28 protein-coding genes are annotated in these 26,896 nt (G+C 70.5%); 19 read left to right on the top strand and 9 right to left on the bottom strand.

Annotated elements, in window-relative coordinates; translation table 11 throughout:
* Positions 1-90 precede the first annotated feature (90 nt).
* Both HGA03_RS16800 and HGA03_RS16795 read right to left on the bottom strand, forming a co-directional pair.
* Positions 91-3,657, bottom strand: a complete 3,567-nt coding sequence (locus tag HGA03_RS16800) for a hypothetical protein (protein ID WP_168631461.1) — start codon at positions 3,655-3,657, stop codon at positions 91-93.
* Positions 3,658-3,926: 269 nt separating this feature from the next.
* Positions 3,927-4,925, bottom strand: a complete 999-nt coding sequence (locus HGA03_RS16795; protein WP_168631460.1) for a hypothetical protein — start codon at positions 4,923-4,925, stop codon at positions 3,927-3,929.
* A gap of 98 nt (positions 4,926-5,023) precedes the next feature.
* Here HGA03_RS16795 and HGA03_RS16790 point away from each other — a divergent pair, with 98 nt between their 5' ends.
* The 8 genes from HGA03_RS16790 (at position 5,024) to HGA03_RS16755 (ending at position 11,415) form a co-directional block, all read left to right on the top strand.
* Positions 5,024-5,341, top strand: a complete 318-nt coding sequence (locus HGA03_RS16790; protein WP_168631459.1) for a winged helix-turn-helix domain-containing protein — start codon at positions 5,024-5,026, stop codon at positions 5,339-5,341.
* Between the two features lie 261 nt (positions 5,342-5,602).
* Positions 5,603-5,983 carry a helix-turn-helix domain-containing protein gene (locus HGA03_RS16785; RefSeq protein WP_168631458.1) on the top strand — a complete coding sequence of 127 codons (381 nt, stop codon included), beginning with the start codon at positions 5,603-5,605 and terminating at the stop codon, positions 5,981-5,983.
* A gap of 741 nt (positions 5,984-6,724) precedes the next feature.
* On the top strand, positions 6,725-8,443 hold the full coding sequence (locus HGA03_RS16780) for a MarR family transcriptional regulator (RefSeq protein WP_168631457.1): 1,719 nt from the start codon (positions 6,725-6,727) through the stop codon (positions 8,441-8,443).
* Positions 8,444-8,717: 274 nt separating this feature from the next.
* Positions 8,718-9,578, top strand: coding sequence for a ParA family protein (locus HGA03_RS16775; protein ID WP_168631456.1), 861 nt, complete (start codon positions 8,718-8,720; stop codon positions 9,576-9,578).
* A gap of 9 nt (positions 9,579-9,587) precedes the next feature.
* Positions 9,588-10,064 (top strand): ParB family protein, encoded by a 477-nt coding sequence (locus tag HGA03_RS16770; protein WP_168631455.1) that lies wholly within the window; start codon positions 9,588-9,590, stop codon positions 10,062-10,064.
* 27 nt (positions 10,065-10,091) lie between these two features.
* On the top strand, positions 10,092-10,676 hold the full coding sequence (locus tag HGA03_RS16765) for a hypothetical protein (RefSeq protein ID WP_168631454.1): 585 nt from the start codon (positions 10,092-10,094) through the stop codon (positions 10,674-10,676).
* Positions 10,673-10,963 carry a hypothetical protein gene (locus HGA03_RS16760; protein WP_168631453.1) on the top strand — a complete coding sequence of 97 codons (291 nt, stop codon included), beginning with the start codon at positions 10,673-10,675 and terminating at the stop codon, positions 10,961-10,963. Before HGA03_RS16765 ends, HGA03_RS16760 begins: the two co-directional genes overlap by 4 nt.
* Before the next feature lie 77 nt (positions 10,964-11,040).
* Positions 11,041-11,415 carry a hypothetical protein gene (locus tag HGA03_RS16755; RefSeq protein ID WP_168631452.1) on the top strand — a complete coding sequence of 125 codons (375 nt, stop codon included), beginning with the start codon at positions 11,041-11,043 and terminating at the stop codon, positions 11,413-11,415.
* Between the two features lie 97 nt (positions 11,416-11,512).
* Here HGA03_RS16755 and HGA03_RS16750 read toward each other — a convergent pair whose 3' ends face one another.
* Together HGA03_RS16750 and HGA03_RS16745 are read right to left on the bottom strand one after the other, a co-directional pair.
* Positions 11,513-11,803, bottom strand: a complete 291-nt coding sequence (locus HGA03_RS16750; RefSeq protein ID WP_168631451.1) for a hypothetical protein — start codon at positions 11,801-11,803, stop codon at positions 11,513-11,515.
* Positions 11,800-11,958, bottom strand: a complete 159-nt coding sequence (locus HGA03_RS16745) for a hypothetical protein (protein ID WP_168631450.1) — start codon at positions 11,956-11,958, stop codon at positions 11,800-11,802. The genes HGA03_RS16750 and HGA03_RS16745 overlap by 4 nt, the downstream gene beginning before the upstream one ends.
* Before the next feature lie 359 nt (positions 11,959-12,317).
* Here HGA03_RS16745 and HGA03_RS16740 point away from each other — a divergent pair, with 359 nt between their 5' ends.
* A complete protein-coding gene (locus tag HGA03_RS16740) occupies positions 12,318-13,046 on the top strand; it encodes a metal-dependent transcriptional regulator (protein WP_168631449.1) in 729 nt (242 codons plus the stop codon).
* Between the two features lie 11 nt (positions 13,047-13,057).
* Here HGA03_RS16740 and HGA03_RS16735 read toward each other — a convergent pair whose 3' ends face one another.
* The 4 genes from HGA03_RS16735 to HGA03_RS16720 all read right to left on the bottom strand — a co-directional run bounded on the left by HGA03_RS16735 (position 13,058) and on the right by HGA03_RS16720 (position 16,399).
* A complete protein-coding gene (locus HGA03_RS16735) occupies positions 13,058-13,291 on the bottom strand; it encodes a hypothetical protein (RefSeq protein ID WP_168631448.1) in 234 nt (77 codons plus the stop codon).
* A 53-nt stretch (positions 13,292-13,344) separates the two neighbouring features.
* Entirely contained in the window at positions 13,345-13,491 is a 147-nt protein-coding gene (locus HGA03_RS16730) for a hypothetical protein (RefSeq protein ID WP_168631447.1), read from the bottom strand.
* Between the two features lie 87 nt (positions 13,492-13,578).
* Positions 13,579-15,888 carry a heavy metal translocating P-type ATPase gene (locus HGA03_RS16725; protein WP_168631446.1) on the bottom strand — a complete coding sequence of 770 codons (2,310 nt, stop codon included), beginning with the start codon at positions 15,886-15,888 and terminating at the stop codon, positions 13,579-13,581.
* Between the two features lie 193 nt (positions 15,889-16,081).
* On the bottom strand, positions 16,082-16,399 hold the full coding sequence (locus HGA03_RS16720) for an ArsR/SmtB family transcription factor (protein WP_168631445.1): 318 nt from the start codon (positions 16,397-16,399) through the stop codon (positions 16,082-16,084).
* 365 nt (positions 16,400-16,764) lie between these two features.
* On the opposite strand from HGA03_RS16720, the gene HGA03_RS16715 reads away from it, so the two are divergent.
* Genes HGA03_RS16715 through HGA03_RS16700 form a run of 4 tightly spaced genes read left to right on the top strand, consistent with a single transcriptional unit; the run spans position 16,765 to position 20,526 of the window.
* Positions 16,765-18,417 carry an NRAMP family divalent metal transporter gene (locus HGA03_RS16715; protein WP_168631444.1) on the top strand — a complete coding sequence of 551 codons (1,653 nt, stop codon included), beginning with the start codon at positions 16,765-16,767 and terminating at the stop codon, positions 18,415-18,417.
* A 46-nt stretch (positions 18,418-18,463) separates the two neighbouring features.
* On the top strand, positions 18,464-19,711 hold the full coding sequence (locus tag HGA03_RS16710; protein ID WP_239073784.1) for a magnesium transporter MgtE N-terminal domain-containing protein: 1,248 nt from the start codon (positions 18,464-18,466) through the stop codon (positions 19,709-19,711).
* Positions 19,712-19,717: 6 nt separating this feature from the next.
* A complete protein-coding gene (locus tag HGA03_RS16705; protein ID WP_168631442.1) occupies positions 19,718-20,299 on the top strand; it encodes a flavodoxin domain-containing protein in 582 nt (193 codons plus the stop codon).
* The gene (locus HGA03_RS16700; protein ID WP_168631441.1) at positions 20,296-20,526 is read left to right on the top strand and encodes a hypothetical protein; all 231 of its coding nucleotides are present in this window, start codon (positions 20,296-20,298) and stop codon (positions 20,524-20,526) included. The genes HGA03_RS16705 and HGA03_RS16700 overlap by 4 nt, the downstream gene beginning before the upstream one ends.
* 124 nt (positions 20,527-20,650) lie before the next feature.
* Here HGA03_RS16700 and HGA03_RS16695 read toward each other — a convergent pair whose 3' ends face one another.
* The gene (locus HGA03_RS16695) at positions 20,651-20,812 is read right to left on the bottom strand and encodes a hypothetical protein (RefSeq protein WP_168631440.1); all 162 of its coding nucleotides are present in this window, start codon (positions 20,810-20,812) and stop codon (positions 20,651-20,653) included.
* A gap of 119 nt (positions 20,813-20,931) precedes the next feature.
* On the opposite strand from HGA03_RS16695, the gene HGA03_RS16690 reads away from it, so the two are divergent.
* The 6 genes from HGA03_RS16690 to HGA03_RS16665 all read left to right on the top strand — a co-directional run bounded on the left by HGA03_RS16690 (position 20,932) and on the right by HGA03_RS16665 (position 26,780).
* Positions 20,932-21,273: a hypothetical protein gene (locus tag HGA03_RS16690; protein WP_168631439.1), complete on the top strand. Its 342-nt coding sequence runs from the start codon at positions 20,932-20,934 to the stop codon at positions 21,271-21,273.
* Positions 21,274-21,289: 16 nt separating this feature from the next.
* The gene (locus HGA03_RS16685; RefSeq protein WP_168631438.1) at positions 21,290-21,685 is read left to right on the top strand and encodes a hypothetical protein; all 396 of its coding nucleotides are present in this window, start codon (positions 21,290-21,292) and stop codon (positions 21,683-21,685) included.
* A gap of 100 nt (positions 21,686-21,785) precedes the next feature.
* Positions 21,786-22,040, top strand: coding sequence for a hypothetical protein (locus tag HGA03_RS16680; protein WP_168631437.1), 255 nt, complete (start codon positions 21,786-21,788; stop codon positions 22,038-22,040).
* Positions 22,041-22,548: 508 nt separating this feature from the next.
* A complete protein-coding gene (locus HGA03_RS16675; RefSeq protein ID WP_168631436.1) occupies positions 22,549-24,150 on the top strand; it encodes a ParB/RepB/Spo0J family partition protein in 1,602 nt (533 codons plus the stop codon).
* 500 nt (positions 24,151-24,650) lie between these two features.
* Positions 24,651-25,475 (top strand): hypothetical protein, encoded by an 825-nt coding sequence (locus HGA03_RS16670; protein WP_168631435.1) that lies wholly within the window; start codon positions 24,651-24,653, stop codon positions 25,473-25,475.
* Between the two features lie 402 nt (positions 25,476-25,877).
* Positions 25,878-26,780: an ArdC-like ssDNA-binding domain-containing protein gene (locus HGA03_RS16665; protein WP_168631434.1), complete on the top strand. Its 903-nt coding sequence runs from the start codon at positions 25,878-25,880 to the stop codon at positions 26,778-26,780.
* Positions 26,781-26,896: the final 116 nt, after the last annotated feature.

Genomic DNA, 26,896 nt, shown 5'->3' with positions numbered 1-26,896 from the left:
GAGGTCTCCATCAGGTTCGGAACGTGCGTGGCGCAGGGTGGTGGGGCGCGCCTGGGCCGGCGGAAGGGTCGCCGGCCCAGGCGGAGTGCCTCAGGAGGAGGCGAGGTGCTGCACGCGGCGGCGCTTCTCCCGCATGTGCACGAGCTGGCCGCCGACGAGCGCCATGACCAGCGCGGCCCCGAACAGCCACCCGAGCCGCTGCACGCCCGTGATAGCGAGCTCGCCGGACGCCTGGCTCTGCTGCCCGGACGCGCTGTCGGACCACTGCGACCACGGGTCGACCGTCATCGGCAGCGTCTCGGCGGCCAGACCGCACTTCGAGACGACCGTCAAACCGCGTGACACCGTCGTCTCCTGGAACCCGTAGACGAGGTTCGTGCGGTCCTCGGGGGTCCTGTAGACCGGGCCGGTGTCGTACGTCGACAGCGACGGGGTCAGGTCGAGCTTCACGGTGGCGAGCGGCTCGCCCGTGCACAGCGGCGGGTTGCCCTTCTCCCACGCGTAGAGCCGCACCGTGACCGAGTCGCCGGGCAGGATGTCGCCGGTGACCTCGATCAGGTCACCGATCTCGTCGCCGTAGAACGGACCGCGCGGGTTCGTCGAGTACGCCTTCGTGGTGACCTTGATCGGCGGGAACGTCACCGTGGTGGTCTGCTCGGGAAGCCCAGCGGCCTCCTGGACCAGCACCTCGCCGTCCGGATCGCTAATCCGCGGCGCCCAGGAGAACCGCAGCCCCAGGTCCGGCAGCAGCCCGCCGTACGTGGTCGTGTGCTCCGGCGACTCGACCGTCAGGGTCTCCCCGACCGCCAGCGCGGGAAGCACCAGACCGGTCGAACCGTCCTCGAGGACCGGAACGTCCGCCACAGCGGTGGCGTCCTGCCGGCACTCACGCGACCCGTCCTCGACCTCGATCCAGTAGCAGCCGGACCACGTGATCCGCGAGCCCGCCTCGAGCGGACCGGTGATCGTCACGGTGTCCTGCGTCGGATCCCCCAGCACCGCGGTGCTCGTCGCCTGCGAGGTCATCGACGGCAGCGGGTAGTCCACGACCGTCACCTGGCCCTCGGTGCCCCACGGCTCGCGCAGTAGCTCGGCACCCAGCGCGTCGCGCAGGATCGGCTGCATCCCGACGCGCGGGCTCGTGCCCGGCTTCGTGCCCGCCGGCACCTGCACCCTCAAGCCCGGCGACTCCATCGAGCTCTGCGTGGGGTCGACCTGCGTCGGTTCGCCCAGAGCGAACGCGGCGCCCTCGGGGCAGGTCTCGTCCGCCGAGAGCCAGCACGCCTCCCACTGGACCGTCCAGTCCGCGCGAGTCGCACCGTCGAACGTCACCACGTCGGTGATGACGTCGCCCGGCTTCGCGGTCGGTGTCGCGACCGACGACCAGGTCGGCAGCTCGGCGGTGATGTGCGTGGTCTGCGACGGCGTCCCGAACGGCTCCCGGTCCAGGACGGCCCCGTCCGGGCTGGTCAGCACCGGTGCCCAGCCGTAGTCCGCCTCGAGCGTGCCCGCGGGCAGCTCGGCGAGCGTGGGTGCGTCGAGCTCGGGGTGGTTGTAGAACCCGGTGCCGTTGACGGTCGTGGAGTAGGTGTCCACCGGCTGCGCGCAGCCGGGCGAGGCCGGGTCGACCCACATGCAGGTCTGCCACGTCAGGGTCGAGCCCGCCGGGACAGATGTGCCGGTCACCAGGACCGTGTCGGACATGACGCCGCTGCCCGCCGTCACGTTCTGCGTGGCGGTCGACATGATGTCCAGCCACCCCGCGCCGTCGGTCGGGACGTAGAACGATTCGCGGATGTCGTTGGCCGGCGACGCGAACGGCGCTACGCGAGCGTCACCCTCGAAGCTGTACACGATCACGTAGTGCCCCGGCTGGGTCGGGCTGATGACGTCCGACGTCCCGTACCCCACGTTGTAGGTGCCGTTCTTGGCCGGCAGCGGGATCGTCTTGAACACCGGCGTGCCGTCGGGCACCGCCGCCGTCGTGATCCGGTTCTCCGTCGGCCCGTACACGGTCGCGGTCGCGGTCGCGACGTCGGCCTGCCAGCCCCCCAGCCCCGTGAAGCTCCCGTGGTCGTCCGGGTACCCCCCGGGCGTGATCGAGTCGAACACGCGGCCGCCAGCCACGACGTTGTACTCGCGGACCTCGGAGTAGTGCGTGAGGTTGTGGCGTGCGGACGTCGTCTCGCTCTCGAGCATGAACCGAGCTGCGACCGCCCCCTGCAGGTGCTTTCGCATCTCCGCGCTCTGGTCGGACAGCCGGATCTCGGCCACCCACGGATAGAACCCGGGGCCGTCGCGCTTCACCGTCCCCGGCGTCGACTTCGTCCCGGGGGCGGTGAACGTCACCATCTCCGTGCCATGCACCACGGCGCCCGAGGGCACCGCGGTGCTGGAAGCGCTCGGAGTGTTCGACGGCTTGTAGGCGGTGTTCCGCACCACCAGAGGCAGCGGGGTCCCCGAGGAGTCCTGCGGCCAGAGGTCGCCGGCGCCCAGCGACACCGTCACCTGGTCGACGAGGGCGCCGCCCTCGACGTCGACGTAGCGGTCACGGACCTGCGTCGAGAGCTGCGGGTTGATCCGCGCCGTGGTGATCTCGGTCGGCGCCATGTAGGAGTCGCTGGCGTCCGCCCGCACATACCGGCCGTTCGCCTCGCTGTCCGCCTTCCGGACCTCCCACACGAACGAGTACGTCCCGGACTTCGGCGCCGTCCACGTCGCACGCTTCGTCCCCGGCCCCGCGAAGTCCAACCACAACGTGGCGGCGACCGGCGTTCCCGACGGGATCGTCGCGCGGGTCGGCTTCTCACCAGCGACCGGACCGGCGACCGTGCCGCGGGCGCGGATCGTGACGTTCTGACCACCGACGGACGCCCACTGGTCCCCCGCCGCCAGGGCGATCGTCACGTCATCGCCGAACGATTCGCCCTTGTCCACGTACCGGGTCGTCACCTGCGTGGAGATGACAGGCTGGAACTCGACCTGCGGCTCGAACTCGTTCAGCGCGACGCACGTCATGTACCTGCCCGACGACGGGTTCGCAGCGATCACCGAGTCCACATGCGACCGCCACGTCGACGCGATCGCATCCAGCGCCGGCACACCGTCCTGCTGAAACTGCGCGTACCGGGTGCGGTCGTTGTCGTAGGTGAAGCCCGGCAGGCTCGGGTCGGTGACCTCGCTCGCCCAGGAGGGAGCGAAGGCGTCCGAGTACTCACCGGCGGGCACGCTCGACATGAACCAGTTGACGGAGCCCACCGCGTACGTGAAGTAGACACCCACCACCCGGGAGTCCGCCGGCGAGGCCGGGTACCCCATGGCCGTTGCGCGGTCGGCCGCGTTCTGCAGAGCAGCCCCGCACACGGCATTGAACGAGTCCTGCGGTGTTTGTCCGGGCTGCACGCCCTGAGTCCCTGGCGTCCGTCCGATCTGGTCCTGGAATGCGCTGACCGTCAGGCCCCAGAAGTAGTCGATCGACGCCTGGCCGCGGCCCTGGAGCGTCGGCTGCCCGACTCCGTTGAAGCCGTCGCGCGCGATCATCAGGGTGCTGGCCGAGTCGAGCAGACCGGTTCCGGCGCCGCCAGAGGAGCTACCGCCGCCGCCGGTCGCGGCCTGGGCGAGCCCGCTGCCGCTGGCCAGCAGGGCGGCGGCAGCCATCGCCGCACCCCAGCGCAGCGCGCCTCGCCGGCTAGGACCCGGCGCCTGGTTCCCGATGCGCTTGCGCACCAGGGCATGCCAAGATGGGCGTGCCTTCATCGAACAAACTCCTCGCGAGTGGGACTGACTGCACAGGTCGGGTACCTAGGTGTGGGCTCCGAGGCGGTCCCTGCTGGAATCAGGGACCGCCTCACCCATGTCGGGGCAACGTTGCCGCTCCCCCGACATAGCTCATCTGGGCGGCATCGCGCGCCCCCTCTCAGCGGCCATCAGAACGTGATCCCGCACGATGGTGTCGTGCACTCAGGGGCGGTTCCCGTGCCGAAGTTCGACCCTGACGGGCTGTGGACGCGCGGCGCCGACGAGGTACCGCCCCCACCGCCGCTGGAACCGCTCGGGCTCGCCGACCGGCCGCCTCCCGCCGATGAGCCGGAGGAACTGGCCGACGCCTTGCGCGCCGCGGCGGCCGCCTGCTCGGCGGCCGCTCGCTCGGCTGCCGCCCGCTCTGCGGCGATACGGTCCTGCTCCGCCTGCCAGGCGCTCTGCGCCTGGCTCGTCGCAGTGGTCGCCGCGGTAACCGCGTCCGTGGCCTCAGCCGCCGCGTGCGCCGCCGCCGTCAGCGCCCCAACTGTCGAGGCGATGGCCTTCTCGCGAACGGCTGAGGCAGCATCGATGGCGTCCGCGAGGTCCTGGCGCACTTGGTTGTCGGCGACCTTGCCCTCGCTGCCCGCGAGCACCGCGGCAGCGGCGTCGACGGCAGCGACCATGTCACTCAGGGCCTGGTCGTACCCGTCCTGAGCCTGGGCGAGCTCCCAGGCGGCGCGCGCCTCGGAGACCGCCGAGGTCGCCTGCTCGATCTCGCCGGCATGAGTTCGGGTCGACGAGGCGAGGGCGGTGATGGCAGTGATCTGGTCCGACCTGCTCCCCCGCTCGGATGCGGAGCCGGGGACCCCATCATCGAGGAGGTCGGCCAGCGTCTGGCGCACCTGGTCGTCCGCGACCTTGCCCTTCGAGGACTCCAGAGCCGCGGCACCGGCCTGCGTGACGTCGGCGAGCTGCACCTCAGCCTGGCTGAGCTCGTCCTGGGCGGCCGCGAGCCGCGCGTCGAGATCCGCGTCCCAGCGCGCGTAGGTCACGCCACCGCCGCCGACCACGAGCGCGGTCACGACACCGAGCACCACCAGGACGCTCGCACGCCGCGAACGACGCACCGGCGGGTCCTCCTGACCCTGACGCTCGGCGACGCTCTCCTGCTCCGTCATCACCATGTCACCCCTCCATGGGTACGTGTGGCCACGCTAGAAATCGCCCAACATGAATCTCGGGACTTATGTCCCGGGCGCCTTAACCGCCGAATGAGGAGGGCATGCCCCGCATCGTCGTACCCCGCCCCCAACCCCACTACGTCAGCCGAGCGATCGAGGTGCTCGGAAGTCACACTCGGGTCGAACTCCTCCACCAGCTGATGCGCAACGCTCCGCTCAGCAGCGACGCTCTGGCCCAGGCCCTCGAGCTCGGCGTTCGGCACGTCAACGAGCACCTCCGCGAACTCCGAGCATTCGGCTTGGTCGTCGCGGAGCCGGTTCCTGGCCCGCACGGACACCTGCGTGCCGGCTGGACGGTTGATCGACACCGGCTCGAGTACGTTGCGGCGGTGTGCTCCGAGTACCTGCTCGGATCTTGAGGCTCTGGTCGGCACATTGCCGGATTCGGGCTCGCTTGTCGCATTCGACCGTGTATCGGCGAAATGTCCGAGTCTGTCAGGTTGGGCAAGAGCAGCGGGCCGGCCGGACCCGCGCCTGGCGTTGCTCATCGACGATCCCCTGACAGCTGGCGCTCCTCGCGGAGCGTGGCTCCGAGTGACTCGGGGATCGTAGCGTTATATTGCGCTCACGTCGCAAGGTTGGGCGGATGGCGTCACCCGACTGGCTGCCATCCTGGGCGCGTGCCCCGCTTCGTCCGCCCCGCGACGCCGCTGACGTCTCGGGAGGCAGCGATGCTGTACGCGATCGACATGCCGTTGGCGCAGTCCATCCTGCGGGAGCTGTCGTCGCGAGGGCCGCTGTTGCGAGCGGAGATCGCGGATGGGCTCGGCGTCTCGGCGAGCTCGCTTCGCCTCCACCTCGAGCAGCTTGAGAACGCGGGCATCATCCAGGCGGACGTCCCTGCAGGACAGCGGCGTGGGCGTAGCGTCCGCTACTCGGTGCGGGTGAAGGGCGTCGTCGACGCCGTCGACACGCTGCTCGCGTTCGTCCTGACCACGAACGAGTACCGCGTCGCGCGCCACCACGACCCGCGAGGCGACGCGCGGGGATCGGACAACTAGCTCGGTACGCTCCCGGCGCCTCGCCCGTGCGTCTGGGCCGCCGCCAGATAGGAGCCTCGACCGGAATCCGGACAGAGTTGCCCGACACGCCGTGTCGGTTTCTGATTCAGAGTCCGCGCATGGTGTTAGGTATCGACCATGAGCACCCGCGGACACGGTGGTCGCCCCTCTAAGGGCCCCCGAGGACAGCACACAGTGCGCGCTCCGCTGCCCGTCAGCGAGGCCGGACGGGCGCGGGCCGAAAGCCTGGGCCTCGACTTCAGCGAGTACGTCACGCTGCTCATGGCCCACGACCTCGGCCTCGACCAGTTCGCGCCCACGCCGAGGCCTCAAGCAGACCAGGGCGTGCTACCCATCGGAAGAGGTGACGTGCGACTGGTCCAGTCCGCATAGACCCAGAGAACGAGTGAGGGCCCGCCCCAAAGGGGGCGGGCCCTAGCCCAGAAGCTCTGACCGGCTAAACGTTTGGCGACGGCGGCGGTCACGAGCTCCCCTCAGCGCACCCTTCGGTGTGCCTAACACTCGGGAGACACGATACCTGCGCCCGGGCGCCTTGCGCACCCCCACACGGGCGACACGCCGAGTTCGCGTGCCGCTTCACCCCCGCTCACCGCCTCCGTTGAGACCAGGCGGGCTGTCGTCGACCCCGCGATGGGCGGGCCTGCGCAGCAGTGGGCGGCTACCGCGATGCTGTTGGCAGGCGTCGACCGCGTGCGAGAGGGACGCCCCCGACGCGGCGGCGTGGAGTACCGCGCGGCCGACGAGCGGCGCCTCACCGACCGGCTCCCGGCCAAGCCCGCCGCCGTGCGCGTCTACGGCCACGACGGCTCCTGCAGCACGCTGTTCCTCGACCTCGACTCCTCACGCGGCGGCGCCGACGCCGTGGCCCGCGAAGCGACACGCCTGGTGAAGTGGTTGGCCGAGTGCGGCGCCCGCGTCATCGAGGACGTCTCCCCCAACGGCGGCCGGCACATCTACGTCCCGCTCGCTCAGCGCCTCGACCTGGCGGCCGCGCGCGAGATCGTCGAAGCCCTCGCGCTGCGCTTCCCCACCATCGACGCCTCACCCCACCGCTCCGCCCGCTCCGGGTGCATCCGCACACCAGGCTCACGGCACAAGACCGGTGGCCACCAGCAGCTCGTCACCACCCTGGCGACCGCTGTCGACGTCCTGCACCGCCGCAACACCCCCGACGTCGTCGACGCCCTGCGGATCCGCCTGGCCCCGCAGATCGCCGCCTGGCACGCCGCCCACACCCCGGCGCCCCTCTCCCCCACCGACCCGCCCGCCGTCGGCGAGCCGGCCGGCGGCGCGCCCCGCGCGCTCAGCGCGGTCGTCACCCGGATCGCCCGTGAAGGCATCTACGACGCCACCCGGTACGGGTCGCCGTCCGAAGCACGAGCCGCGGTCATGGCCGCAGCCGCCCGCGCCGGCTGGCGCCTGGCCGACGTGGTCGTGCGCCTCGAGGACGGCCGCTGGCCTGGCCTGGCCGGCATGTACGAAGCCAACCGCCCCAAGGCCGACCAGCGGCGCGAGCGAATTGCCGCCGACTGGCGCAACGCCCAAGCGCTCATCGCAAGAACCCCCCGCCGGGCCGGGAGTTCGTATGTCCGCAGATCCCACACAAGCCGTCTGGAGTCACTAGCGGGGGGGCTCAGAGGCGCTCCCTACGGACCGCCGGCCGACCCCCACCTGGAGCACCAGTTCATCCGAACCTGGACCACCGCAGTCCTGGCCTACGAACGACACCGCTTCGCACCGATCGGAACGAAGATTCGCTGGCTCCTGCGCGCCCTGGCTGAGGCTGGCCACAAGAGCGCAAGCCGGTACTTCGGATTCGGGTCACGCGCGCTCGCCGTGGCGACAGGCAGCGACCACAGCACGATCGCAGCGATGCTCAAGGTCCTGACCGAGCTCGGGTGGCTCGACCTGATCCAAGCCGCCCACGGCACCGCAGCAGACCTCTACGCGCTCACGATCCCGAAGGACGTCCAAGCCGCTGACCTGCGGTGGCACTCCGGAACCATCCACGCCAAGCGGCCGGCGTTCCGCGAGCTCGGCGACATCGCCGGCCTGGTGTTCGAGGCCCTTGAGCACGGCCGCGCGCGCAGCATCACCGCCCTCGTCGAGGCAGTCGGGTGCTCGCGATCCAGCATCGCCGAAGCCGTCGACCTCCTGTGCGAGCACGGCCTGGTCGAACGCACCACCGACGGCCTACTCCCCCACCCCGAACTCCTCGCCCGGATCGCTGAGGACCTCGGCGTCACCGAAGCGATCGCACTGCAACTGGCCACCTACGCCCGCCAACGCCGGAGGTGGCGCGCCTACCTCGCCCGACACGACCAGCAGGCCGCCTGCGGAATCTCGGAGCGCGACATGTACGACTCGGAGATAGACGAGTACTGGCTCCCTCCGCCAGGAGACGTCACGTGGACCCTCGCGGGTGTCCTTGTCGCGTAGGGCGCCTGTGATGTCAGCCCCCCGCACTCGGCTTGCCCGGCCCGCCCAGTCGAGCCCGGGCGGCTTCGCCCCAGCCTTCAACCCGGTGCACGCAAGCGATACAAGCAACCCAAGCACGGCAAGCAAACGAAGTGAGGCAACAAACCCAAGCAACACAAGACTTGTGTAGATCGTTCGCGAGGCGTACCGTCGACGCGAGCAGGCATGCAACGCATGACAACCAAGACATGCATTGCGCGTAAGGTATACAAGTCTTGTGTTACTTGGAGGGCTGATGACGTTCACCGCAGCGATCGCCAACAACAAGGGTGGGGTCGCGAAGACCGACACGACCGTCCAGCTCGCCGCCGCCCTCGGCCGCCGCAAGCTGGGCGTCCTGGTCGTTGACCTCGACCCACAGGCCAACGCCACTCGACGGCTAGGGGTCACATGGGACCCGCAGAACCCGACGCCGACCATGTCCGAGGTCGTCGCCGCGAACCAGGAGGGCGCGGGTGCGGGTGCCGTCGTCTCGTGCGGCTGGGATGAGAAGTCCATCCCCGAGGCCCAGTACATCGACGTCCTGCCTGCGCGCTTCGACCTGGGCAACCGGGAACACGAAGCCGGCGCGGTAGGTGCGGTCCGGCGTCTGCGCAAGGCGCTGCGTGGCTGGACAGAGGACTACGACGTCATCCTCATCGACACCAGGCCCGACCTCGGCCACCTGGTGCAGATGGCCCTCGCCGCCGCCGACACGACGCTGATCGTCACCACACCGGAGTACGACCCGGTCGAGGGCGCCGTCCGTGTGCGCGACTTCGTCCACCAGCACGCCGAGGACATCGGCAACGAGGGCCTGACCGTCGGCGGCGTGATCGTCACGATGCGCAAGCACACCGCGGAGCACGCCTTCCAGCTGGAGGGGCTGCGTGAGACCTTCGGTGACCTGGTGTGGGACCTGCGAACGACGCGGCGTCTGCTCGACGGGGGAGAGGTCGAGGTGACCCCCTCGTATATCCCGCACCGCACTCGTATCAACGAGGCCGACGGAGCCGCCACGTCGCTGTCGGTCTACAAGGACCCGGTCGGGCTGGAGACGACCGCCATCTTCGACCAGCTCGCCGCCCACTTCGCCCGCACGTTCCTGTCCGCCTAGGAGATCGACATGACCCGCCCGCCCCGCAGTCGCCCGTCCGGCCAGAGTCCCATCCTCGGCGTCCAGGTCGAAACGGTGCGAATGCCCGTCAAGGACGACTCTGAGTCGGCCACCACGCCGCGGAGCCCCGCTGACGAGCCAGCACCCGAGCAGACGCCCGCACCTGACCCGGTACGTCAGGAGCCCGCGGCGCCGCCCAGCGAGCACGCCCGGGCCCGCCGCCGCGGCGCAGCGCGCAACCCCGCGGACTACCTCGTCGGTCAGAAGGCCACGACCTCCCTCCAGATCTACCTCGAGCTCAAAGCCAGGGCCGAGACGGCCGTGCTGCGCACCGCCGGACAGGAAGGCGGAGTCCGGTCGCTCACCGCCCTCGTCAACGAGGCCCTCGCACGCGAGGTCATCCGACTCGAGGAGCAGTTCAACGCCGGTGAGCCGTTCGAGCCCAACCGCGGCGCGTTCCGCATGGGCCGTCCGTTCGGCAGCTGAGATGCGACGCGAGACGGAGGAGTCCCAATGAACACGGGAAACAACCCGAGCGGTCACCACGCCGCCAGAGGATCCGCCGAAGGTCTGACGGTGTCCGAACTCATCGCCGGCCTGCGCGCCGGCGCGGAGGGCAGCTACCCGGCCGAGGCAGCCACCGAGCTGCTGGTTCGGCACGGCGCATGGCTCGCACGACCGTGGTTCGTGCAGGAGTGCGTCTATGCCCTCGACGACCGTGCGGATGTGCTCGCGGTGGACTGGCGGGCGGTGCAAACCCACGTGGGTGCTGCGCAGGGCTCGCCGGCGGAGCGGGCGATCGCGCTGGTGGCCGCGCAGCTCGGCGGCTACCCCGATCCCGCTGATGAGGCGATCGACCTGCAGGGCATGCCTCCGCTGGCGTGGCTACTGGTCAACCTCGAGCGCAGGGACGTCGACCTGGTTCTCGCCGCCGTCTCGCACGCCGCCGGCACGCAGGACCACGTCGACCATGTCATGGAGCCGGGGGAGTCGGGGGAGTGGCGGGTAACCTCTACGAGCCCGAGGCTGCGGCCCGGGCCGCTTCACCCCTGGCCGGAGTTCCCCCCACCGAGCAAGGATCTCGAGGGTTCACGATGAACGCTGACCAGCCGACGCGGCTCAACGCGACGGCCGTCGCGTTGCTCGAGGCGATCGGTGTCAGTGTCAGGGACTTCGCGCTGTACTACTGGGCTGACGGCGTCTGGCACGGCGACACCTGCGGGTGCCCGGACGACCGCTGCGCCGGCCACCACCACGCCGAGGGCGTTGAGTGCTGCGAGTGCTTCTCGGCCGAGTACGACGATCTCAAGGAACGCCAGTACGACGCGATGAAGGCCGCCAGGCGTGAGCCACCGCCGCCGAGCGGCACCCCATCGAGGGCCTGATGAAGAGAGGTGCGAGACGTGCGGCTACCCGGCACACCGTCGAGCGTCAGGATCTACCGCCGCAAGGTCCACTAGAGGTGGGCGAGCAGACGGCGGGACCGGAGGAGAGGCACATGCGAGTGGTGAGGCCCCGAGCAGTCCGCAGTGCCGCATCGAGCGACGAAGCGGCGCGCGAGGTGGAGCCGGGTTCTGGGGGTGCCGAGAATGCTCGGCCGGCAGCGGGACCGCTCTCAGGGTTCTTCTCGTGGCTGATCCTCTGCGTGGTGTTCTGGATGGGCTTCCCGCGGCTGGAGCTGGCGCCGCCGGAGGTGTCGGACGACGCGCCTGCGGTGCTCACGTTCGCCGCCTCCGTAGCCGCCCGAGTGCCCCACCTGGTGCTGGTCATGGCAGGCGCCGCGGTGGTGACCTACCTTCTGCAGGCGTTCCTCCTGGGCGGCCGCCGGCGCGGGTAGACCGAGGTCTAGCGGTGTCGGTGTTCCTGGGCGACGGGGTGCGGCTCGAGCCCGAGCAACCGCCGCCGAGCAGCACCCCACCCAGGGCCTGAGGACCTCAGATCCGACGAACGTCCACGGCCGGGACCCACACGGCGCCCGTCATGACCCGCAGGTCCGTAAGCCGCACGCGCACAAGCTCGCGCGTCCACTCCACCGCGACCGTCTCGACGAACTCGTCCCCGGCCGGCCACCGCAGGACGACGCGGACCGGGACGGGGTGGTCGACGTCATGGTGCACGCCAGGCGGGACGTCGTGGCCGTTCAGCAGAGGCACGGCCGCCCGCACGCGGGCCATCCCACCGGGGACGACCTCGGGGAGCGAGAGTCGCGGCCGGTCATCGCTCACGGCCGCCTCGTGACAGCTGAGGCCCAGACCCACACCCAGCCCTCGCGGCCGTGCTCGTCGAGGTAGTGCACGTGTACGACCCGCGGGGTCCAGGCCACGGCCTCGCCGTCGACCTCGACGTCCCGCCCGCGGCCGTCGACGATCCACGCCCGCACGGCCGGTGGCAGGTTGTGACTTCTGCCGGTAGATGGCGGTGTTCTCTGGGCGACCGATGGCGGCTCGCTGTGCCGTCGATGCGGCGGCCGCCGCTCACTGGCGGTGTCCTGCTGGCTGTCTTCGGCGGGACATCGCGACAGACGGTGCTTGGTTAGCCGTTGCTGGGAATCGGACCGACGGTGAACCGCCCAATCAGTCCTTGGTATCACCCTAGCCAGTCCAGGTAGACGCCCGTGGTCCACGCGATGGCCCGGTGGCTCCGCGAGCAAGGCGGCGCCGATGATCAGCCCTTCCGGGTCCCTGTGTGCCACACCCAGGTGCGCGGGGTTGCTCGAAGTGGCGCCCGTAGGATCGGGACATGGGAGATCGACGTGCTTCGGAGATGGGGGAGAACTACCTCCGGATCATCTGGAAGGCGCAGGAGTGGCCTGGCAGTTCCGTGTCTACGAACGAGATCGCCGAGACTTTGGCGGTAACGCCCTCGTCGGTGTCAGCCAATCTGAAGAAGCTCGCCCGGGACGGATTGATCGACTACGAGCCGTATGGGCGCATCGGACTTACCCCCGCCGGTCACGAGATCGCCGTGATGGTTGTGCGTCGCCATCGCGTCTTGGAGACCTACCTGGTCGAGCGTCTAGGTCTCGGTTGGGATGAGGTGCATGTAGAGGCGCATGCCCTCGAGCATGCGGTGTCCGACCTTGTTCTGGACCGCATGGATGAGGTGCTCGGCCACCCTGCCCGCGACCCGCACGGAGACCCGATCCCTCGCTCCGATGGGAGCATCGAGCGCGCTGTGGGGTCCAGCTCCGCAGCGCGTCTGAGTGAGATCGACCCCGGCGCTCACGGATGTGTCATTCGCATCTCGGATCACGAGCCCGAAATTCTGCGGTATCTCGAAGCGCGGGAGATCAACCTCGGGACCCGTATTCACCTGGATGAGAGGAACCTGGCAGTTGGTTCCGTGTTGATCTCCCATTCAAGCGTGACGGGTGAGCGCGTGGGGGATCGCGTCGAGGTCGCCATCGGCGCGGCCGATGCGGTGTGGGTCAGCGTCGACTCATACCCTGTCGACCCTCCTGGTCGCTGATCAGGCTGCAACTACTCCGGCAGGATGTCACCCACGGGTAGCCCGGTGATCGCGTCAGTGGCGGCGGTCGCTCCATCGACAACGCTGGTCGCCTCGTCAACGAGGCCGGTTGCGGAGTTCGTGAAGTCCTGCACTACGGTCGTGGCCGACTCGCCGAGGGAGCCCAGGTCGGCTGGCAGCCCAGGGATCTCAAGCCCCACCGCCTCCTTCACACCGATGATTGCGTTCTTGAGCGCTTCCCACATGGGGTCCTCCGTCGTTGTCGGTCAGTACGGTCTGGGTATGGGGATGGGTGAGTTCAGGGTCTCCGGGTCATCTGGGCGCGCAGCCGTGCCAGATGGCGACGGTTCTCCGGCTTGGCCGCCTGCCGTCGGGCTTGGTCGATCACGGTGCGGCCCTGGGGGCTGCGGACGAATGCGGTCAGCTTCTGGATGAGGTTGGACATCGGGTTTCTCGCTCTCGGGTGGATTCGGCGGGCGTTTCAGGCGGCGGAAGCAGCGACCCACGGGTCGTGTCGGCCCACTGCTGCGGCTCAGTTGCCAGTGCTGCGTGCTCCGGTGGGCACGAGGCTGAACGCACCCTCTTCTTCCTGGGCGTTGTGCAGGCGTAGGACTGCGTACAGCCCGTAGAGCAGTCGTCGGAGCTCGACGACGTCTTCGGGTTGGACGGTGTCGTTGTCCAAGTTGGTAAGCAGTCGGCGCAGGCGGCTGACCTGGTGCTCGATTTCCGCGTGGGTGCGGCTGATCGCGGCGGTCGTGTCGGAACTGCCGAGGGCCCGGTCGACCAGCGGCACGAGCAGCGACTCGTCGGCCCGCTCGTGCGGGAGGAGTTCTCCCTCGAGACGGTCGAGCAGGGTGTGTGCCGGAGCGAGATCGCAGTTCTGCGTGGAGAGGGTGTCGGCCACGGCCCGGATCTGCTCGACGACGGCGAGCACCGCGTCGTGCTCGACCTTCAGTTCGTGCGCGATGGCGATGTCGGCTGACGGCATCGCGATCGTGTGGACCTTGCCGGGAAGGACGGCCCGCAGGGCGATGCCGATCGCGAGGATATCGATGACTTCCTGGGTGACCGCACCGGCCGCCGGCGGGAGCAACCCGACCGCTGCTGCGACCATCGCGACCAGCGACAGGCCCATACCCACCAGGACCGCCTGCAGGGCGATGCGCTTGGACCGGCGGGCGATGAGGATCGCATCGGCGAGGGCATCGAGCCGGTCGACTGTCAGGACGACGTCGGCGGCCTCCGATGACGCGGTCGCTCCCCGCGCGGCCAGGGCCACGCCGACCCCCGCGGCGGCCAGCGCCGGGGCATCGTTCACGCCGTCACCGACCATGATTGTCGCGGCGTGCGCGGCCTCGGACTCGATCGCGGCGAGTTTGTCGGCCGGGTCGCAGTCGGCCAGCACGGTATCGACCCCGACGATCCGCCCGACGGTGTCGGCGATGTCGGCCCTATCTCCGGTGACCAGGACGACCCGGCTGATGCCGGCCTCGCGCAACGTGCGGATCATTCGCGGCGCGTCGGACCGGATCGGGTCCTGGAGAAGGAACGCCCCCGCCGGTTCGCCGTCGATCGCGACGAACACGGTGAGTGAGCCGTCCAGGTCCGCGCGCCGGCGCACCTGACGCACCCATGCGGGCTGCGTGTCGCCGACGATCCACTCGGCCTTGCCCACTTGCACCTCGTGGGTGCCGACCCGCCCGCGCAGCCCGTACCCGTGCTCTTCCTGCACGTTCTCGGGCATCTCCAGCGTCAGGCCGCGGCGGGTCGCTGCGGTGACGATCGAGGAGGCGAGGACGTGCGGGGATACCTGGTCGAGCGAGGCCGCCAGGCGCAGGACCTCGTCGGCGTCCACCCGGTCGCTGGCTGTGACGACGTCGGCCAGGGTCGGCTGCCCCTGGGTCAGGGTGCCCGTCTTGTCGAAGAGCATGACGCGCCCGGCAGCCAGCCGCTCCAGCGCGCCGCCACCCTTGACGACAACACCGATGCGCGCAGCGCGGGACAGCCCGGACATGATCGCGATCGGTGCCGCAAGCAGCAGCGGGCACGGCGTCGCGACCACCAGAACGGCGACCGCGCGCACCGCGTCCCCGCTGAGTACCCACGCCACGCCAGCTAGCACCAGGGTGAGCGGGACGAAGACAACCGCGATCCGGTCAGCCGCGCGCACGAACGGCGCCGACGACGCCTGCGCTTGCTCCACGAGGCGCACCACACCCGCATAGGTGGACTCCGCAGCCACCGAGGTCGCGACGAGGTCGATCGGCGGCCCGGCGTTGACCACCCCGCTGCGCACTTCATCCCCTGCCGGTCGCTCGACCGGCAGGGACTCCCCCGTCAGCGCGGCTTCGTCCAGGATCCCACCCGACACGAGGCGCCCGTCGACCGGAACGACCTCCCCCGTGCCCACCAGGATCCGGTCCCCCCTGCAGACCTCGTCCACAGGGACCTCGACGACACTGCCCTCCAGCCGGCGCCGGGCCGTGCGCGGGGCCCGCTCTACCAGCAGGCTCAGCTCGCGCCGCGCCCGTGCCGCCGCCCTCGCCTCAAGCAGTTGGCCCGAGGCGAGCATCACCGTGATCATCGCGCCTGCGAACGGCTCGTCTACCCACAGGGCACCAGCCAGTGCGAGCAGCGCGATGACGTCGACGCTCGGCTGACGGCGCCGGATCGCGCCCGCCGTCCACGCGATCGAGAACGCCAGCCCGAGTACCGTCCCGGCAACCCACAGCGACTCCGAGAACGGCATGGCACCCAGCAGCCACGCCGCGCCGCCCCCGAGCAACAGCACGGTGGAGGAGACGAAAAGCAGTAGCTGCACACGACTGCGAATCCACGTCATCTGAACAGTCTGTGAACCCGCCCGGCTATGTGTCTACGCGCAAAGGAAGTTGTGGCACGCCTCATGAGCGATTGCACGGATCACCACAAATCGATCCAGGGCCTTCGCGTGCGTGCGCCTCGGCCATCGCAAGGGGATGGTGGCGCGCTCAGCGCGCAGCACTTGCGTAACTTGCCCCGCCCGTGTCGGGGGGTCAGTCGCGCAGGTCGAGGATGTGTTCGACGGCTTGGTGGACGAGGGTGACGATGTGGGGGTCGGTGACTCGGTAGAGCAGGCGTCGGCCATCGCGGCGTGCGTCGATCCATCCGGCCAGGCGCAGCTTGGCCAGGTGCTGGCTGATGCCGGCCTTGGTCCCGCCGACTGCGGCGACGAGCGTGGTGACGTCGACCTCGTCGTTGGACAGGATCCACAGCAGGTGCAGGCGGCCGGGGGCGCTCAGGAGAGCGAAGACTTCGGCGGCGTCCTCGAGGACGTCACGAGCCGGCGCGTCGCGGCTTGTCGGCTGGGTCATGACTGTCTCCGGATCGTCGAGTAAGGCAAGACTATAGTTGCGCAACCACTTGACAGTCCATGTACGGCGCGCTCTACTTCTCGTGTCGACCGGACGTCTCTGCGCGCCATGGCCGCGCCGGACCCGAAGAGGAGGTGAGGGGTATGAATCCCGGACATAGTTGCCCGCCCAGCGATCTCCCTTCATCGCCGGTCGGCCCGCGTCTCGGAGAGCTGTAACCCGCTTCCGTCACCATCAGGTCGGCCTCGCACGTGGCTCCTCGGCGTTGAGGATGTCCGCACCAGGTCGCGCGCCAGCATGCGTGCTCGTCCCCTCTTCCTTCTGCGCCGCCCTCGGGGTGCGCGCTGCTGCGCTTGGAGCATGTGATGACCGCTGAGACGACTGGCCGCAGCGCGGTTCTCGACAGCGCCCACGAGGGCGACATCCAGGGTGCGTTCGGCACGATCCGCCAAGGCGATGTCGCGCCCCGCACCCGGACCTCGATGCGCCTGAAGACACTGCTGGCGGTCATCGGTCCCGGCCTGATCGTGATGGTCGGCGACAACGACGCCGGTGCGTTCGGCACCTACACCCAGGCTGGTCAGAACTACGGCACACGCATGCTGTGGACGCTGCTGCTCCTGGTTCCGGTGATCTACGTCAACCAGGAGATGGTCCTGCGCCTGGGCGCGGTCACAGGCGTGGGACATGCACGGCTGATCCTGGAGCGGTACGGGAAGTTCTGGGGCGCGTTCAGCGTGATCGACCTGTTCGTCCTGAACGCGCTGACGATCGTGACCGAGTTCATCGGCATCAGCCTCGGTCTGACCTACCTGGGCCTGCCGAAGATCCCGGGCGTCTTCGCCGCCGCCGTCATCGTGATCGCGTCGGTCTCCACCGGGTCGTTCCGACGCTTTGAGCGCGTCAGCCTGTTCCTCGTCGCTGGCTCCATGACGCTGATCCCGATCTTCCTGGCGGTCCACCCGCCGGCCGGGCAACTCGTGCACGACTTCGTCGTCCCGGGCCTGCCCGGGGGGTCAGAGCTGTCCACCGTGATGCTGCTGATCATCGCCATCGTCGGGACGACCGTCGCGCCGTGGCAGCTGTTCTTCCAGCAGTCGTACCTCATCGACAAGCGCATCACCCCCCGGTTCATCCGCTACGAGCGGGTCGACCTGTGGATCGGGATCCTCTTCGTGGTCGTCGGCGCCGGCGCGATGATGGCGTTCACCGCGACGGCGTTCGCCGGCACGCGCGGGCAAGGCAACTACACCGACGCGCTCGGCGTCGCCCAGGGGCTCGCGGCCCACGCCGGCCACTGGGCCGGGATCCTGTTCGCGATCGCCCTCATCGACGCGTCGATCATCGGTGCAGCCGCCGTGGGCCTGTCGACGTCCTACGCGCTCGGCGACGTGCTGGGCCTGCGCCACTCGTTGCACCGGCGCCCGTCAGAGGCCAAAGCGTTCTACGCGATCTTCGCCGGTCTGCTGCTCGTGTCCGCGGTGATCGTGATCATTCCGGGCAGCCCGCTGGGCCTGCTGACCGAGGGCGTGCAGACGCTCGCGGGCGTGCTGCTTCCCTCGGCCACGGTGTTCCTGCTGCTGCTGTGCAACGACCGCGGCGTGCTCGGACCGTGGACCAACGGGCGCGGCATGAACATCTTCAGCGGCGTCATCATCGCCGTGCTGGTCATGCTGTCCACGGTCCTGACCGCCAGCGTGCTGTTCCCCGGCATCACCTCGGTCCAGATCATCGCGATCTTCGTCGTCGGAACGGTCCTCACCGTTGTCGCCGGGGCGTACCTGGCCTGGACCGCACTTCGCCACCGGAACAAGGCGCCAACTGTTCCGGTCGATCCCGCGCGCCCCGCCGAGCCGGAGCTCGACCGCGCCACCTGGCGGATGCCTCCGATCGCACTGCTGAGCAAGCCCGTCATGAGCGCCGGTAGCCGGACCGGACTGGCGGTCTTGCGCGGCTACCTCCTGGTGGCTTCCGCACTCGTCGTCGTCAAGGTCGTCCAGCTCGCCATGGGCTCTTGACCACGTGCGCTACCGCGTACCGACCAGAAAGAGCACGATGACCAGAGTGACCGAACCCCAGCCCGCCCCCACGGGCCAGCTCCCCGGAGTCTTGCTGCTGTCCGCACTGCTGCGCCGGACGGCCGTCGACGGTGCCGGTCACGGCCTGGGCCGGCTCAGCGACATCATCGTGCGCCTGCGCGAGGGCGACTACCCCGCAGTGACCGGCTTGGTCGCCCACGTCGGAGGTCGCGACCTTTTCGTCCCCGCCAACGAGATCCTCGCCTGGGACGACCAACGCCTCGAGCTCGCCTCGGCCCGCCTGGACCTGCGGCCCTTCGAGCGCCGCACCGGCGAGGTCCTGCTGCGCCGCGACGTCCTGGGCCACCGACTGGTCGACGTCGAAGAACCCGGCCTGGTGACCGCGCACGACGTCCGGCTCTCCCGCACCGGCGACGGATGGGCCGTCAACGCGGTCGACATCCACCCGCGGGGACTACTGCGCCGGCGAGGGGGTCACACCTGGCGCGACTGGTCGGGGTTCGAGGCCCTGATCGGCCACGACGGCTCATTGCCCGCACGCACACCGATGGGTGGGCTGCACCGGTTGAAGCCTGCCGAGCTCGCGGACATCATCGAAGACGCCTCCGACAGTGAGCAGCGCGAGCTGCTCACCCGCGTCCATGCCCACCCCGAGCTTGAGGCCGACGTCTTCGAAGAGCTGGACGAGGACCAGGCCTCCGACCTCCTCGAAGCCCGCACAGACCCGCAGATCGCCGACATCCTGGGACGGATGCGCGCCGATGACGCCGCCGACGCGCTGCTCGACCTGCCCCAAGAGCGGCGCCTGAGCGTCCTGGGACTGCTCCCGGACATCCAGCGGCAGAAGATCACCGTCCTGCTCGGCTACCAGGAGACCACCGCCGGGGGTCTGATGAGCGTGGACTACCTGCTGCTGCCCGCCACGACCACCGTCGCGGAAGCGCTCGGTGCCGTCCGGGCGGCCACGCAGATGCAGCACGAGGCCATCGTCGTCGTCTTCTGCCACGACGAGAACCAGCACGTCGTCGGGGCAGTGGGCCTGGTCGCCCTGGTCCAGGGCGACCCGCGTGCCACGCTCGACGTGTTGGCCGAACCCGACCCCGTGCACGTGCACCCCGACGCCGACCTCACCGAGATCACGCTGGCCATGGCCGACTACAACCTCCTGGTCCTGCCGGTCCTGGACCACGATGACCACCTCATCGGGGTCCTGACCAGCGACGACATCCTCGAAGCCGCCATCGCACCCGAATGGCGCCGACGGCGCGGGTAGCGGGCGATGAACACGATCGACGGACCGATCCTCGTCGTCTACGCGAGCAGGCACGGGGCGACCCAAGCAATCGCCGACCGCATCGCCACCACACTCACCGGTGCAGGGCACCGCGTGGACCTGCGAGCGGCCCACGAGCGGCTCGACGTGAGCGACTACGACACGTTCGTCATCGGGAGCGCCATTCACGGCAACTGCTGGCTCAGGGACGCCTCGGACTTCGTCGACCGCAACATCGACCACCTAACTACGCGCCCCGTGTGGCTGTTCAGCAGCGGCCCCCTGGGCACAGACACAACAGACGCCGCCGGGCGCGACCTGCGCACGAGCTCGGTGCCCACGGATGTCACCGAGTTCTCCCAGGCGATCCACCCACGGGATCACCGAGTCTTCTTCGGCGCACTCGATGCCGCCACCCTGAGCGCGAGCGAGAAGGCAGTGCGCAGACTGCCCGCCCTGCGAGGACTCATGCCTGAAGGCGACTTCCGCAACTGGGCTCAGATCGAGGCATGGGCACGCGACGTCGCCGCGCAAGCACGACAACCCGACCCCCCTACCGGAAGGACGAAGCCGTGCCACGATCAGTGAGGGGCAACACCAACAACCACGACGAAGCAGTCCGGGCCTTCAACGACGCAGGCCAGGGAACAGACCCGACCGAGATTCGCATCGCCCTCGCGGTTGCCCAGTATCACGCGACCATGGCGACCTACGAGACCGGACTGCAGATCGCCGCCCGGCTCGACGCACTCACAACCCTGCTCGCCAGCGCCCCGATACCCACCGCGACCCCTGACGCCGACGAAGGCACTTGAGGACTGCGGCCCGGGCGCGGTCCCCACCCCCCCATGGGGCACACCCGCTGCCAGGTCACCGCCCGCGACTGACCTCAAGGCGCGTTATCGACATCCTCCACCGTTTCGCATTCGAACGTTTCCGCTACATCGGCGCCGGGGTCGCGGTGAGGTCCGTAGCGGCCCGGATCGCGTAGCGGAACTCTGTGACCTTCGCAGGCAGGTCGGGGCGAGTGATCCGGCCGCCGGCGATGGCGCCGGCCGGCACCTGGCGCGCCATGTCGCGCATCGGTACCTGGGCCACCATGGACCAAGAATCGAACAGGTGTTCGATTCGGCGCAAACGTGCAGGCGGGCCGCACATGGCCCCCGGGAGGACCTGTATAGGGGTAGACAGGCGCGTGTCTACCCCTATACAATCGTGCTGTGACCGCGAGCTACTACCGCATCCAGGAAGCCTGCCGCCCGGTTGCCCAGCTCCTCGACGCGGAGTACCAGACCTCGCTGTCCTACTGCACGGGCACCGAACGCAGCGGCGTGTCGGCGTGCCGGTCCGTCGAGGACCTCGCGACCTACCTCGCGATCAGCGGGATGCCCTGGGACCCAGAGACGTTCGTGCTCGTCGAGGTCGACGCCGACCTCGCGGACGTCGAGGACGAAGACCACGACCTCGGCGCCCGGCTCGTCATCCCCACCAAGATCATCGCCGTCACGCCCGTGATGGACACCGGCCTGCTCGACCTCATCGACGCGGCCTTCGCCGCCTGACCTCCCGGAGACCACCATGCAGGAACACGAGCTGCGCGCCCTCCTCGGGCCCGCCTACGACGACACCGACATCGAGCAGCGCCTCCGCATCGACGAGGCCCAAGCTGCCATCGCCCGCCGCTGGCCCGAGCCCGACCTCGCGGACACCCGGCGGGAGGCGCTCAACGGGGCAATGCTGGTCGTCCTCGGCGACGCCACCCTGGAGGACGTCGCCAAACAGATGCACACCGCCCGCGCGGCCTACGAGGACGCCCTGGCCGCCCTCACCGGAGCGCTCATCGTGTCGGCCGGCCGGCCCGTGCAGGTGCGCGACGGGCGCGGTGGCGGGTACATCCGCGACGGCTCCGAGGTCGACCTCGCCGCTCGGGCAGGCATCTCCCGCCTCACTGTGCGCAAGGCCCTCGGGAAGTAACCACGCGGGAACGGTGGCAGGCCCGGCTCGAGGAGGCAACGCGGTTCCTCGAGCGAGAGGCCCGGCGTCCGATGTCAGACCCGGAAGGCAGAATCGGCACATGACCCAGGCGGCCGCGGGAACCCCGACGCTCAAGTTCCGGATGCGACGCGTGATCGGCCGGACCATCTGCCGAGTCCGCGGACACCGCCCCGTCCTGATGCTGCAGGGTCGCGTCGTCGCGACCGGACCTGCCGAAGTCATCGGGTCGATCGACACCGGCCCCGGCGCAACGCCGCTGTGGGGAGCGCCCACGCAGACCGTCGAGGACACCGTCGCCGGCTGCCGGCGGTGCTGGTCGCGCGTAGGCGACTAGACAGACACCAGACCTAGCAGCGGATGCAAAGGCCGGCACCACATCGCGTCCAGCTCGAAGATGATCTACGCGACGTCGCGCCTGCCGCCCCTCGTATCCCTCGCAGCGACTCGCGCTCCGCGCTCCTAGCTGCTCGCCTCACCACGAGCTGGTGGGGGAGCGGGGCGCACAGCATTCGCGCGCGCGCCCTGGGGGCGCCCACTGGTGCCGGCCCGCGCCTGCGGCGCGTCTGTTTGATCGGGCGCCCGAGCTGGCCTCCCACCACGCAGCCATCGCGTCCCACCTGGGCCGGTATCAGACCTGCGCTCCCCACCCGATGCCTGCGGGCCATGACGTAGCCCACGCCCTCGCTGCGCTCGGTCATGCGCGACGTCACAGCCCTCCGGCCTCGCGCGGGGGCCCCGTCGCTCCGGCCTGATACCTCGCGCCTGCCGGTGAGGCCCGAAAGACACGGGCGCTCACCGGCCGACCCACCCGGGCCGACCACCCACCGAGCGAGAGGGTCACCATGACCACCAGCACCACCACCCGCCCCGTCGACACCATCGCCGAGGCCCTGGCCACCGAAGGCGCACCCGCCGCCGAGTTCGCCCACCTCAACCCGCGCGACCTGGTCATCGAGGCCAACGTGCGCGGGGACGAGTCGGTCGACCTGAACCCCGGCTTCATCGGCTCGATCCGCCAGTACGGCGTCCTCATGCCGATCTTGGTCGTCCGGCAGGCCGACGGCACCCTGCACGTGCGGGCGGGCAAGCGCCGCACGCTCGGCGCCGTCGCTGCCGACGCCCCGACCGTCCCTGCCCGGATCATCGACGCCGGTCCCGGCGCCGAGCGCCTGGTGCAGCAGATCATCGAGAACGACCAGCGCAAGGACTTCACCGAGGCCGAGCGCGTCGCCGGGTACGCGCAGATGGCCCTCGACTTCGGCATGAGCGCCGGGCAGATCGCTGGACGCCTCGGGCGCACCCGGCGCGAGGTCACCAACGCCCTGCGCGTCGCCAAGAGCGAGCCCGCCCGCCAGGCCGTCGCCGCCGGGCTGACGATCGACCAGGCCGCGACCATCGCCGCCTTCGAGGACCACCCCGAGATCGTGGAGCGGCTGACCGGGATCGCCCTGAACGACCCCGACGACCTCGCCCACGAGGCCCAGGCCGAGCGCGACGACCTCGCCACCGCCCGCGCCCACGCCGCCGCCCGCGCCCGGATGATCGAGGACCTGACCGGCGACGGCATCACGATCCTCGACGCCGGTCCGACCAGCGACGACACGCAGATGCGGCACCTGTCCCACCTGCGCCAGGACGACGGCCGCACGCGGATCAACCCCGAGGACCACGAGGCCTGCCCCGGGCACGCCGCCTACATCGGCACCCCCTACTGGTCCGACGAGCCCGTCACCCACTACGTGTGCACCGACTACCAGGCCTACGGCCACAAGATCCCGTCCTACGAGCAGCACACCATCACCGCCTCGGGCGGTGGCATGACCGACGAGCAGAAGGCCGAGCGCCGCCGGATCATCGACGGCAACAAGGCCTGGCGTTCCGCCACCACCGTCCGGCGCGAGTGGTTGGCCACGTTCGCCGCCCGCAAGAGCGCCCCCAAGGGCGCCGCCGCGATGCTCGGCTACGTCGTCACCCACCGCGCCGACGACCTGATCCGCGCCTCCCGCGAGGGCCACCGGATGGCCCGCGACCTGCTCGGCCTGAACGCCCAGGCCTACGGCGGGCGGCAGGCGATCAGCGACGCGCTCGACGCCGCCGCCCCCGGGCGGCAGCAGGTCATCGCCCTGACCGTGGCCCTGGCCGCGATCGAGGACGCCACCGACGACCACACCTGGCGCCACCCGGTGTCGCACGTCGCCCGGTACCTGACGACCATCGAGTCCTGGGGCTACACCCTCGCCGCGATCGAGCGCGAAGCGATCACCGGACGCCAGCCCACCACCGACGAACCGGCACCCGCCGCCGAGCCCGACGTCGACGAGCCCGACGCGGGCAACGACGCGACCCTGACCGACGACGAGCCGCAGGACGTTTCCGACACCGACGACCTGGCCGACGGGGCGACCGACGACCTCGACCTGGGCGAGTACGAGGACCAGGACTAGCCGCCACGGTCCGGCCCTGGCTGAAGCAAGCAGCCAGGGCCGGACCCAGGGGGAGGGTCGCGACCGCTTGAAGCGACCCGACCCTGAACGTACCCGGCAGCACCCACACGCGGAGGCCGAACGGGCCGGCCGGCTGCGGTGGGTGCCGGGCGCGTCGAGCGCCGGCACCCACCCCGGGGCCCCGGGCCCCGGACCCCGGCCCGCTGGGCGGTCGCGCCTGCGGCGCGCGAGACCCGACCGCGCGCAGCTCGTCGACGTGGCCGGCCGGGCGTGGCGGCTCACCGGGCCGGTATCAGACCCGGCACCCCACCCGATGCCGTCCGCCATGACGTAGCCCACGCCCTCGCTGCGCTCGGTCATGCGCTACGTCACAGCTCCCGGCCCCGCCCGGGGCCCCTAGCCGGGCCCGATACCTCGCGCCTACCGGTGAGGCCGGGCAAGCCCAGCGCTCACCGGCCGACCCACCCGGGCCGACCACCACCCAGCGAGAGGCACCGACCATGACCACCACCTACGCCGACGACTGCGCACGCGCCGCGACCCAGCAGGGCATCGCCGCCATCGCGCTGGCCCTGGCCGTCCGCGAGATCCCCGCCACGATCGAGCAGACCGGCGGGATGACCATGGTCGCCACCGTCCACCTGCCCGACGACACCGTCCTGACCTTCACCCAGGACGGCCCCACGACGCTGGCCGCGCAGTGCACCAGCGCCCAGTGGGAGGGCAGCCAGGACGTCGAGGACCAGCACGTGCACGAGTTCCCCACCCTCGACGACGCGGTCACCTGGGCCCAGACCCGGCGCGCCCACAGCGAGGCCGCGGCGTGGCTCACCCTCATCACCCGCGTGGCCACCGGGATCGGTCTGACCGGTGAGCGCACCCGAACCGGCGCCGACGGCGAGGTCGAGGTCGCGTGGACCTGGCCGTCCGGCAACACCCACTGCGCCGTCACCATGGGCATCGACAAGTGCTGCGGACCGACGTTCAACGTGCGCGCCTACGACGACCAGGAGTACGCCGAGCCGCACTTCGAGCGCACCGTCCACGACCCGCGCGCCGTGCTGCACGCCCTGGCCGACGCTCGCCGCGTCGAGCGGTCCGTCCCGTTCGGCATCGCCAGCGACCACGACGGCGAGCAGACCGTCGTGGTCGTGTTCGACGTGTTCGCCACCACCCACCACGACGCCGCCGTTCACGTCCTGCGCCGCCTCACCGACGCCGACCTCACCGGCCACGACATCGACGCGTTCTGGTTCCCCGAGCCGCAGGACAAGCCCATCGACGGCAACGACCGCGACGCGATGACCCTGCGCCCGCTCTCCTAGCCACGACCCCGCCCGAGCCTCGGCACACCCGGGCGGGGTCGCCCCGGCTGTGGTGCGTGCCGAGCGCGTCGAGCGCCTGCACCCACCCCGGGGCCCCAGGCCCCGGACCCCGGCCCGCTGGGCGGTCGCGCCTGCGGCGCGCGAGACCCGACCGCGCGCAGCTCATCGCCGAGCTCGCCGGCCGTGGCGGCTCACCGGGCCGGTATCAGACCCCGGCACCCCACCCGATGCCTGCGGGCATGACGTCGCCCACGGCCTCGCTGCGCTCGGTCATGCGCGACGTCACACCCTCCGGCCCCGCGCGGGGCCCCTGGCCGGGGCCCGATACCTCGCGCCTACCGGTGAGGCCCGAAAGACACGGGCGCTCACCGGCCGACCCACCCGACGCGAGAGGACCCCGCCATGACCCGCAAGATCACCAGCACCCTGACCGCCGAGCAGAAGCGCGAGCGCGCCCGCGAGCTCCAGGCGTCCATCGCCGAGAAGGTCGACGCGCTGCGCGACAGCGACCAGTGGCAGGCGTTCCTCGACCTCGCCCGCGGGTTCCACGCCTACTCACTGAACAACCTCATGCTGATCTGGTCGCAGTACCCCGACGCGACCCAGGTCGCCGGGTTCCGGCAGTGGCAGGCGCGCGGACGCCAGGTCCGCAAGGGGGAGAAGGCCATCCGGATCTTCGGGTACGCGACCAAGAAGATCACCGAGGACGACGACGCTCAGGACGGCGAGCAGGTCGAGACCGACGCCACCGGGCAGCGGCGCCGCGTCTACTACCCGATCCTGTCCGTGTTCGACGTCTCGCAGACCGACCCGACCGACCCCGAGCAGCCCTCCGCCGCGCTCACCCAGACCCTCACCGGCGGCGACCCGCTCGGCATCCTCGCGGCCGTCAGCGACTACCTGGCCGCCGACGGCTGGGCCGTCGAGCGCGAGCACCTGACCGGCGGGCGGCGCGGCTACACCGACTTCCTGGCCCGCCGGGTCGTCATCGCCACCGACGTCGAGCCCGCCCAGGCCGCCAAGACCGCCCTGCACGAGGCCGCCCACGTGATCCTGCACACCGACCTGCAGCCGGGGGAGTACCACCAGCACCGCGGCACCTACGAGACCGAGGCCGAGTCCGTCGCGTACGTCGTCGCCGGGATCCTCGGCCTCGACACCAGCGCCTACACGATCGGCTACGTCGCCGGATGGTCCGACGCCGACGTCGACCTCATCCGCTCCACCGCCGCCAACGTGCTGCGCGCCGCCCACCAGCTCGCCGCCGCGATCACCACCGACCCCGCCGAACCCGCGGCCGCCTGACACCCCACCCGGTGCCCGGCGCGACGGCCGGCGGGCACCGGGTGGGCCGGCCGGCTGCGGTGGGTGCCGGGCGCGTCGAGCGCCGGCACCCACCCCGGGGCCCCGGGCCCCGGACC

It is taken from the genome of Cellulomonas denverensis (assembly GCF_012396125.1).
GTDB lineage: Bacteria > Actinomycetota > Actinomycetes > Actinomycetales > Cellulomonadaceae > Cellulomonas > Cellulomonas denverensis.
The sequence above is the reverse complement of the archived record's forward strand: the minus strand, read 5'-3'. Positions and strand labels throughout refer to the sequence as shown.

What these genes read in the sequence shown, in the direction of transcription:
- HGA03_RS16725 (WP_168631446.1), bottom strand. Translation starts at nt 15,888, where the DNA reads ATGACGTGGATTCGCAGTCGTGTGCAGCTACTGCTTTTCGTCTCCTCC.
- HGA03_RS16685 (WP_168631438.1), top strand. Translation starts at nt 21,290, where the DNA reads ATGCAGGAACACGAGCTGCGCGCCCTCCTCGGGCCCGCCTACGACGAC.
- HGA03_RS16695 (WP_168631440.1), bottom strand. Translation starts at nt 20,812, where the DNA reads ATGGTGGCCCAGGTACCGATGCGCGACATGGCGCGCCAGGTGCCGGCC.
- HGA03_RS16730 (WP_168631447.1), bottom strand. Translation starts at nt 13,491, where the DNA reads ATGTCCAACCTCATCCAGAAGCTGACCGCATTCGTCCGCAGCCCCCAG.
- HGA03_RS16770 (WP_168631455.1), top strand. Translation starts at nt 9,588, where the DNA reads ATGACCCGCCCGCCCCGCAGTCGCCCGTCCGGCCAGAGTCCCATCCTC.
- HGA03_RS16705 (WP_168631442.1), top strand. Translation starts at nt 19,718, where the DNA reads ATGAACACGATCGACGGACCGATCCTCGTCGTCTACGCGAGCAGGCAC.
- HGA03_RS16765 (WP_168631454.1), top strand. Translation starts at nt 10,092, where the DNA reads ATGAACACGGGAAACAACCCGAGCGGTCACCACGCCGCCAGAGGATCC.
- HGA03_RS16720 (WP_168631445.1), bottom strand. Translation starts at nt 16,399, where the DNA reads ATGACCCAGCCGACAAGCCGCGACGCGCCGGCTCGTGACGTCCTCGAG.
- HGA03_RS16740 (WP_168631449.1), top strand. Translation starts at nt 12,318, where the DNA reads ATGGGAGATCGACGTGCTTCGGAGATGGGGGAGAACTACCTCCGGATC.
- HGA03_RS16775 (WP_168631456.1), top strand. Translation starts at nt 8,718, where the DNA reads ATGACGTTCACCGCAGCGATCGCCAACAACAAGGGTGGGGTCGCGAAG.
- HGA03_RS16790 (WP_168631459.1), top strand. Translation starts at nt 5,024, where the DNA reads ATGCCCCGCATCGTCGTACCCCGCCCCCAACCCCACTACGTCAGCCGA.
- HGA03_RS16735 (WP_168631448.1), bottom strand. Translation starts at nt 13,291, where the DNA reads ATGTGGGAAGCGCTCAAGAACGCAATCATCGGTGTGAAGGAGGCGGTG.
- HGA03_RS16680 (WP_168631437.1), top strand. Translation starts at nt 21,786, where the DNA reads ATGACCCAGGCGGCCGCGGGAACCCCGACGCTCAAGTTCCGGATGCGA.
- HGA03_RS16795 (WP_168631460.1), bottom strand. Translation starts at nt 4,925, where the DNA reads ATGGTGATGACGGAGCAGGAGAGCGTCGCCGAGCGTCAGGGTCAGGAG.
- HGA03_RS16760 (WP_168631453.1), top strand. Translation starts at nt 10,673, where the DNA reads ATGAACGCTGACCAGCCGACGCGGCTCAACGCGACGGCCGTCGCGTTG.
- HGA03_RS16675 (WP_168631436.1), top strand. Translation starts at nt 22,549, where the DNA reads ATGACCACCAGCACCACCACCCGCCCCGTCGACACCATCGCCGAGGCC.
- HGA03_RS16800 (WP_168631461.1), bottom strand. Translation starts at nt 3,657, where the DNA reads ATGGCTGCCGCCGCCCTGCTGGCCAGCGGCAGCGGGCTCGCCCAGGCC.
- HGA03_RS16715 (WP_168631444.1), top strand. Translation starts at nt 16,765, where the DNA reads ATGACCGCTGAGACGACTGGCCGCAGCGCGGTTCTCGACAGCGCCCAC.
- HGA03_RS16670 (WP_168631435.1), top strand. Translation starts at nt 24,651, where the DNA reads ATGACCACCACCTACGCCGACGACTGCGCACGCGCCGCGACCCAGCAG.
- HGA03_RS16665 (WP_168631434.1), top strand. Translation starts at nt 25,878, where the DNA reads ATGACCCGCAAGATCACCAGCACCCTGACCGCCGAGCAGAAGCGCGAG.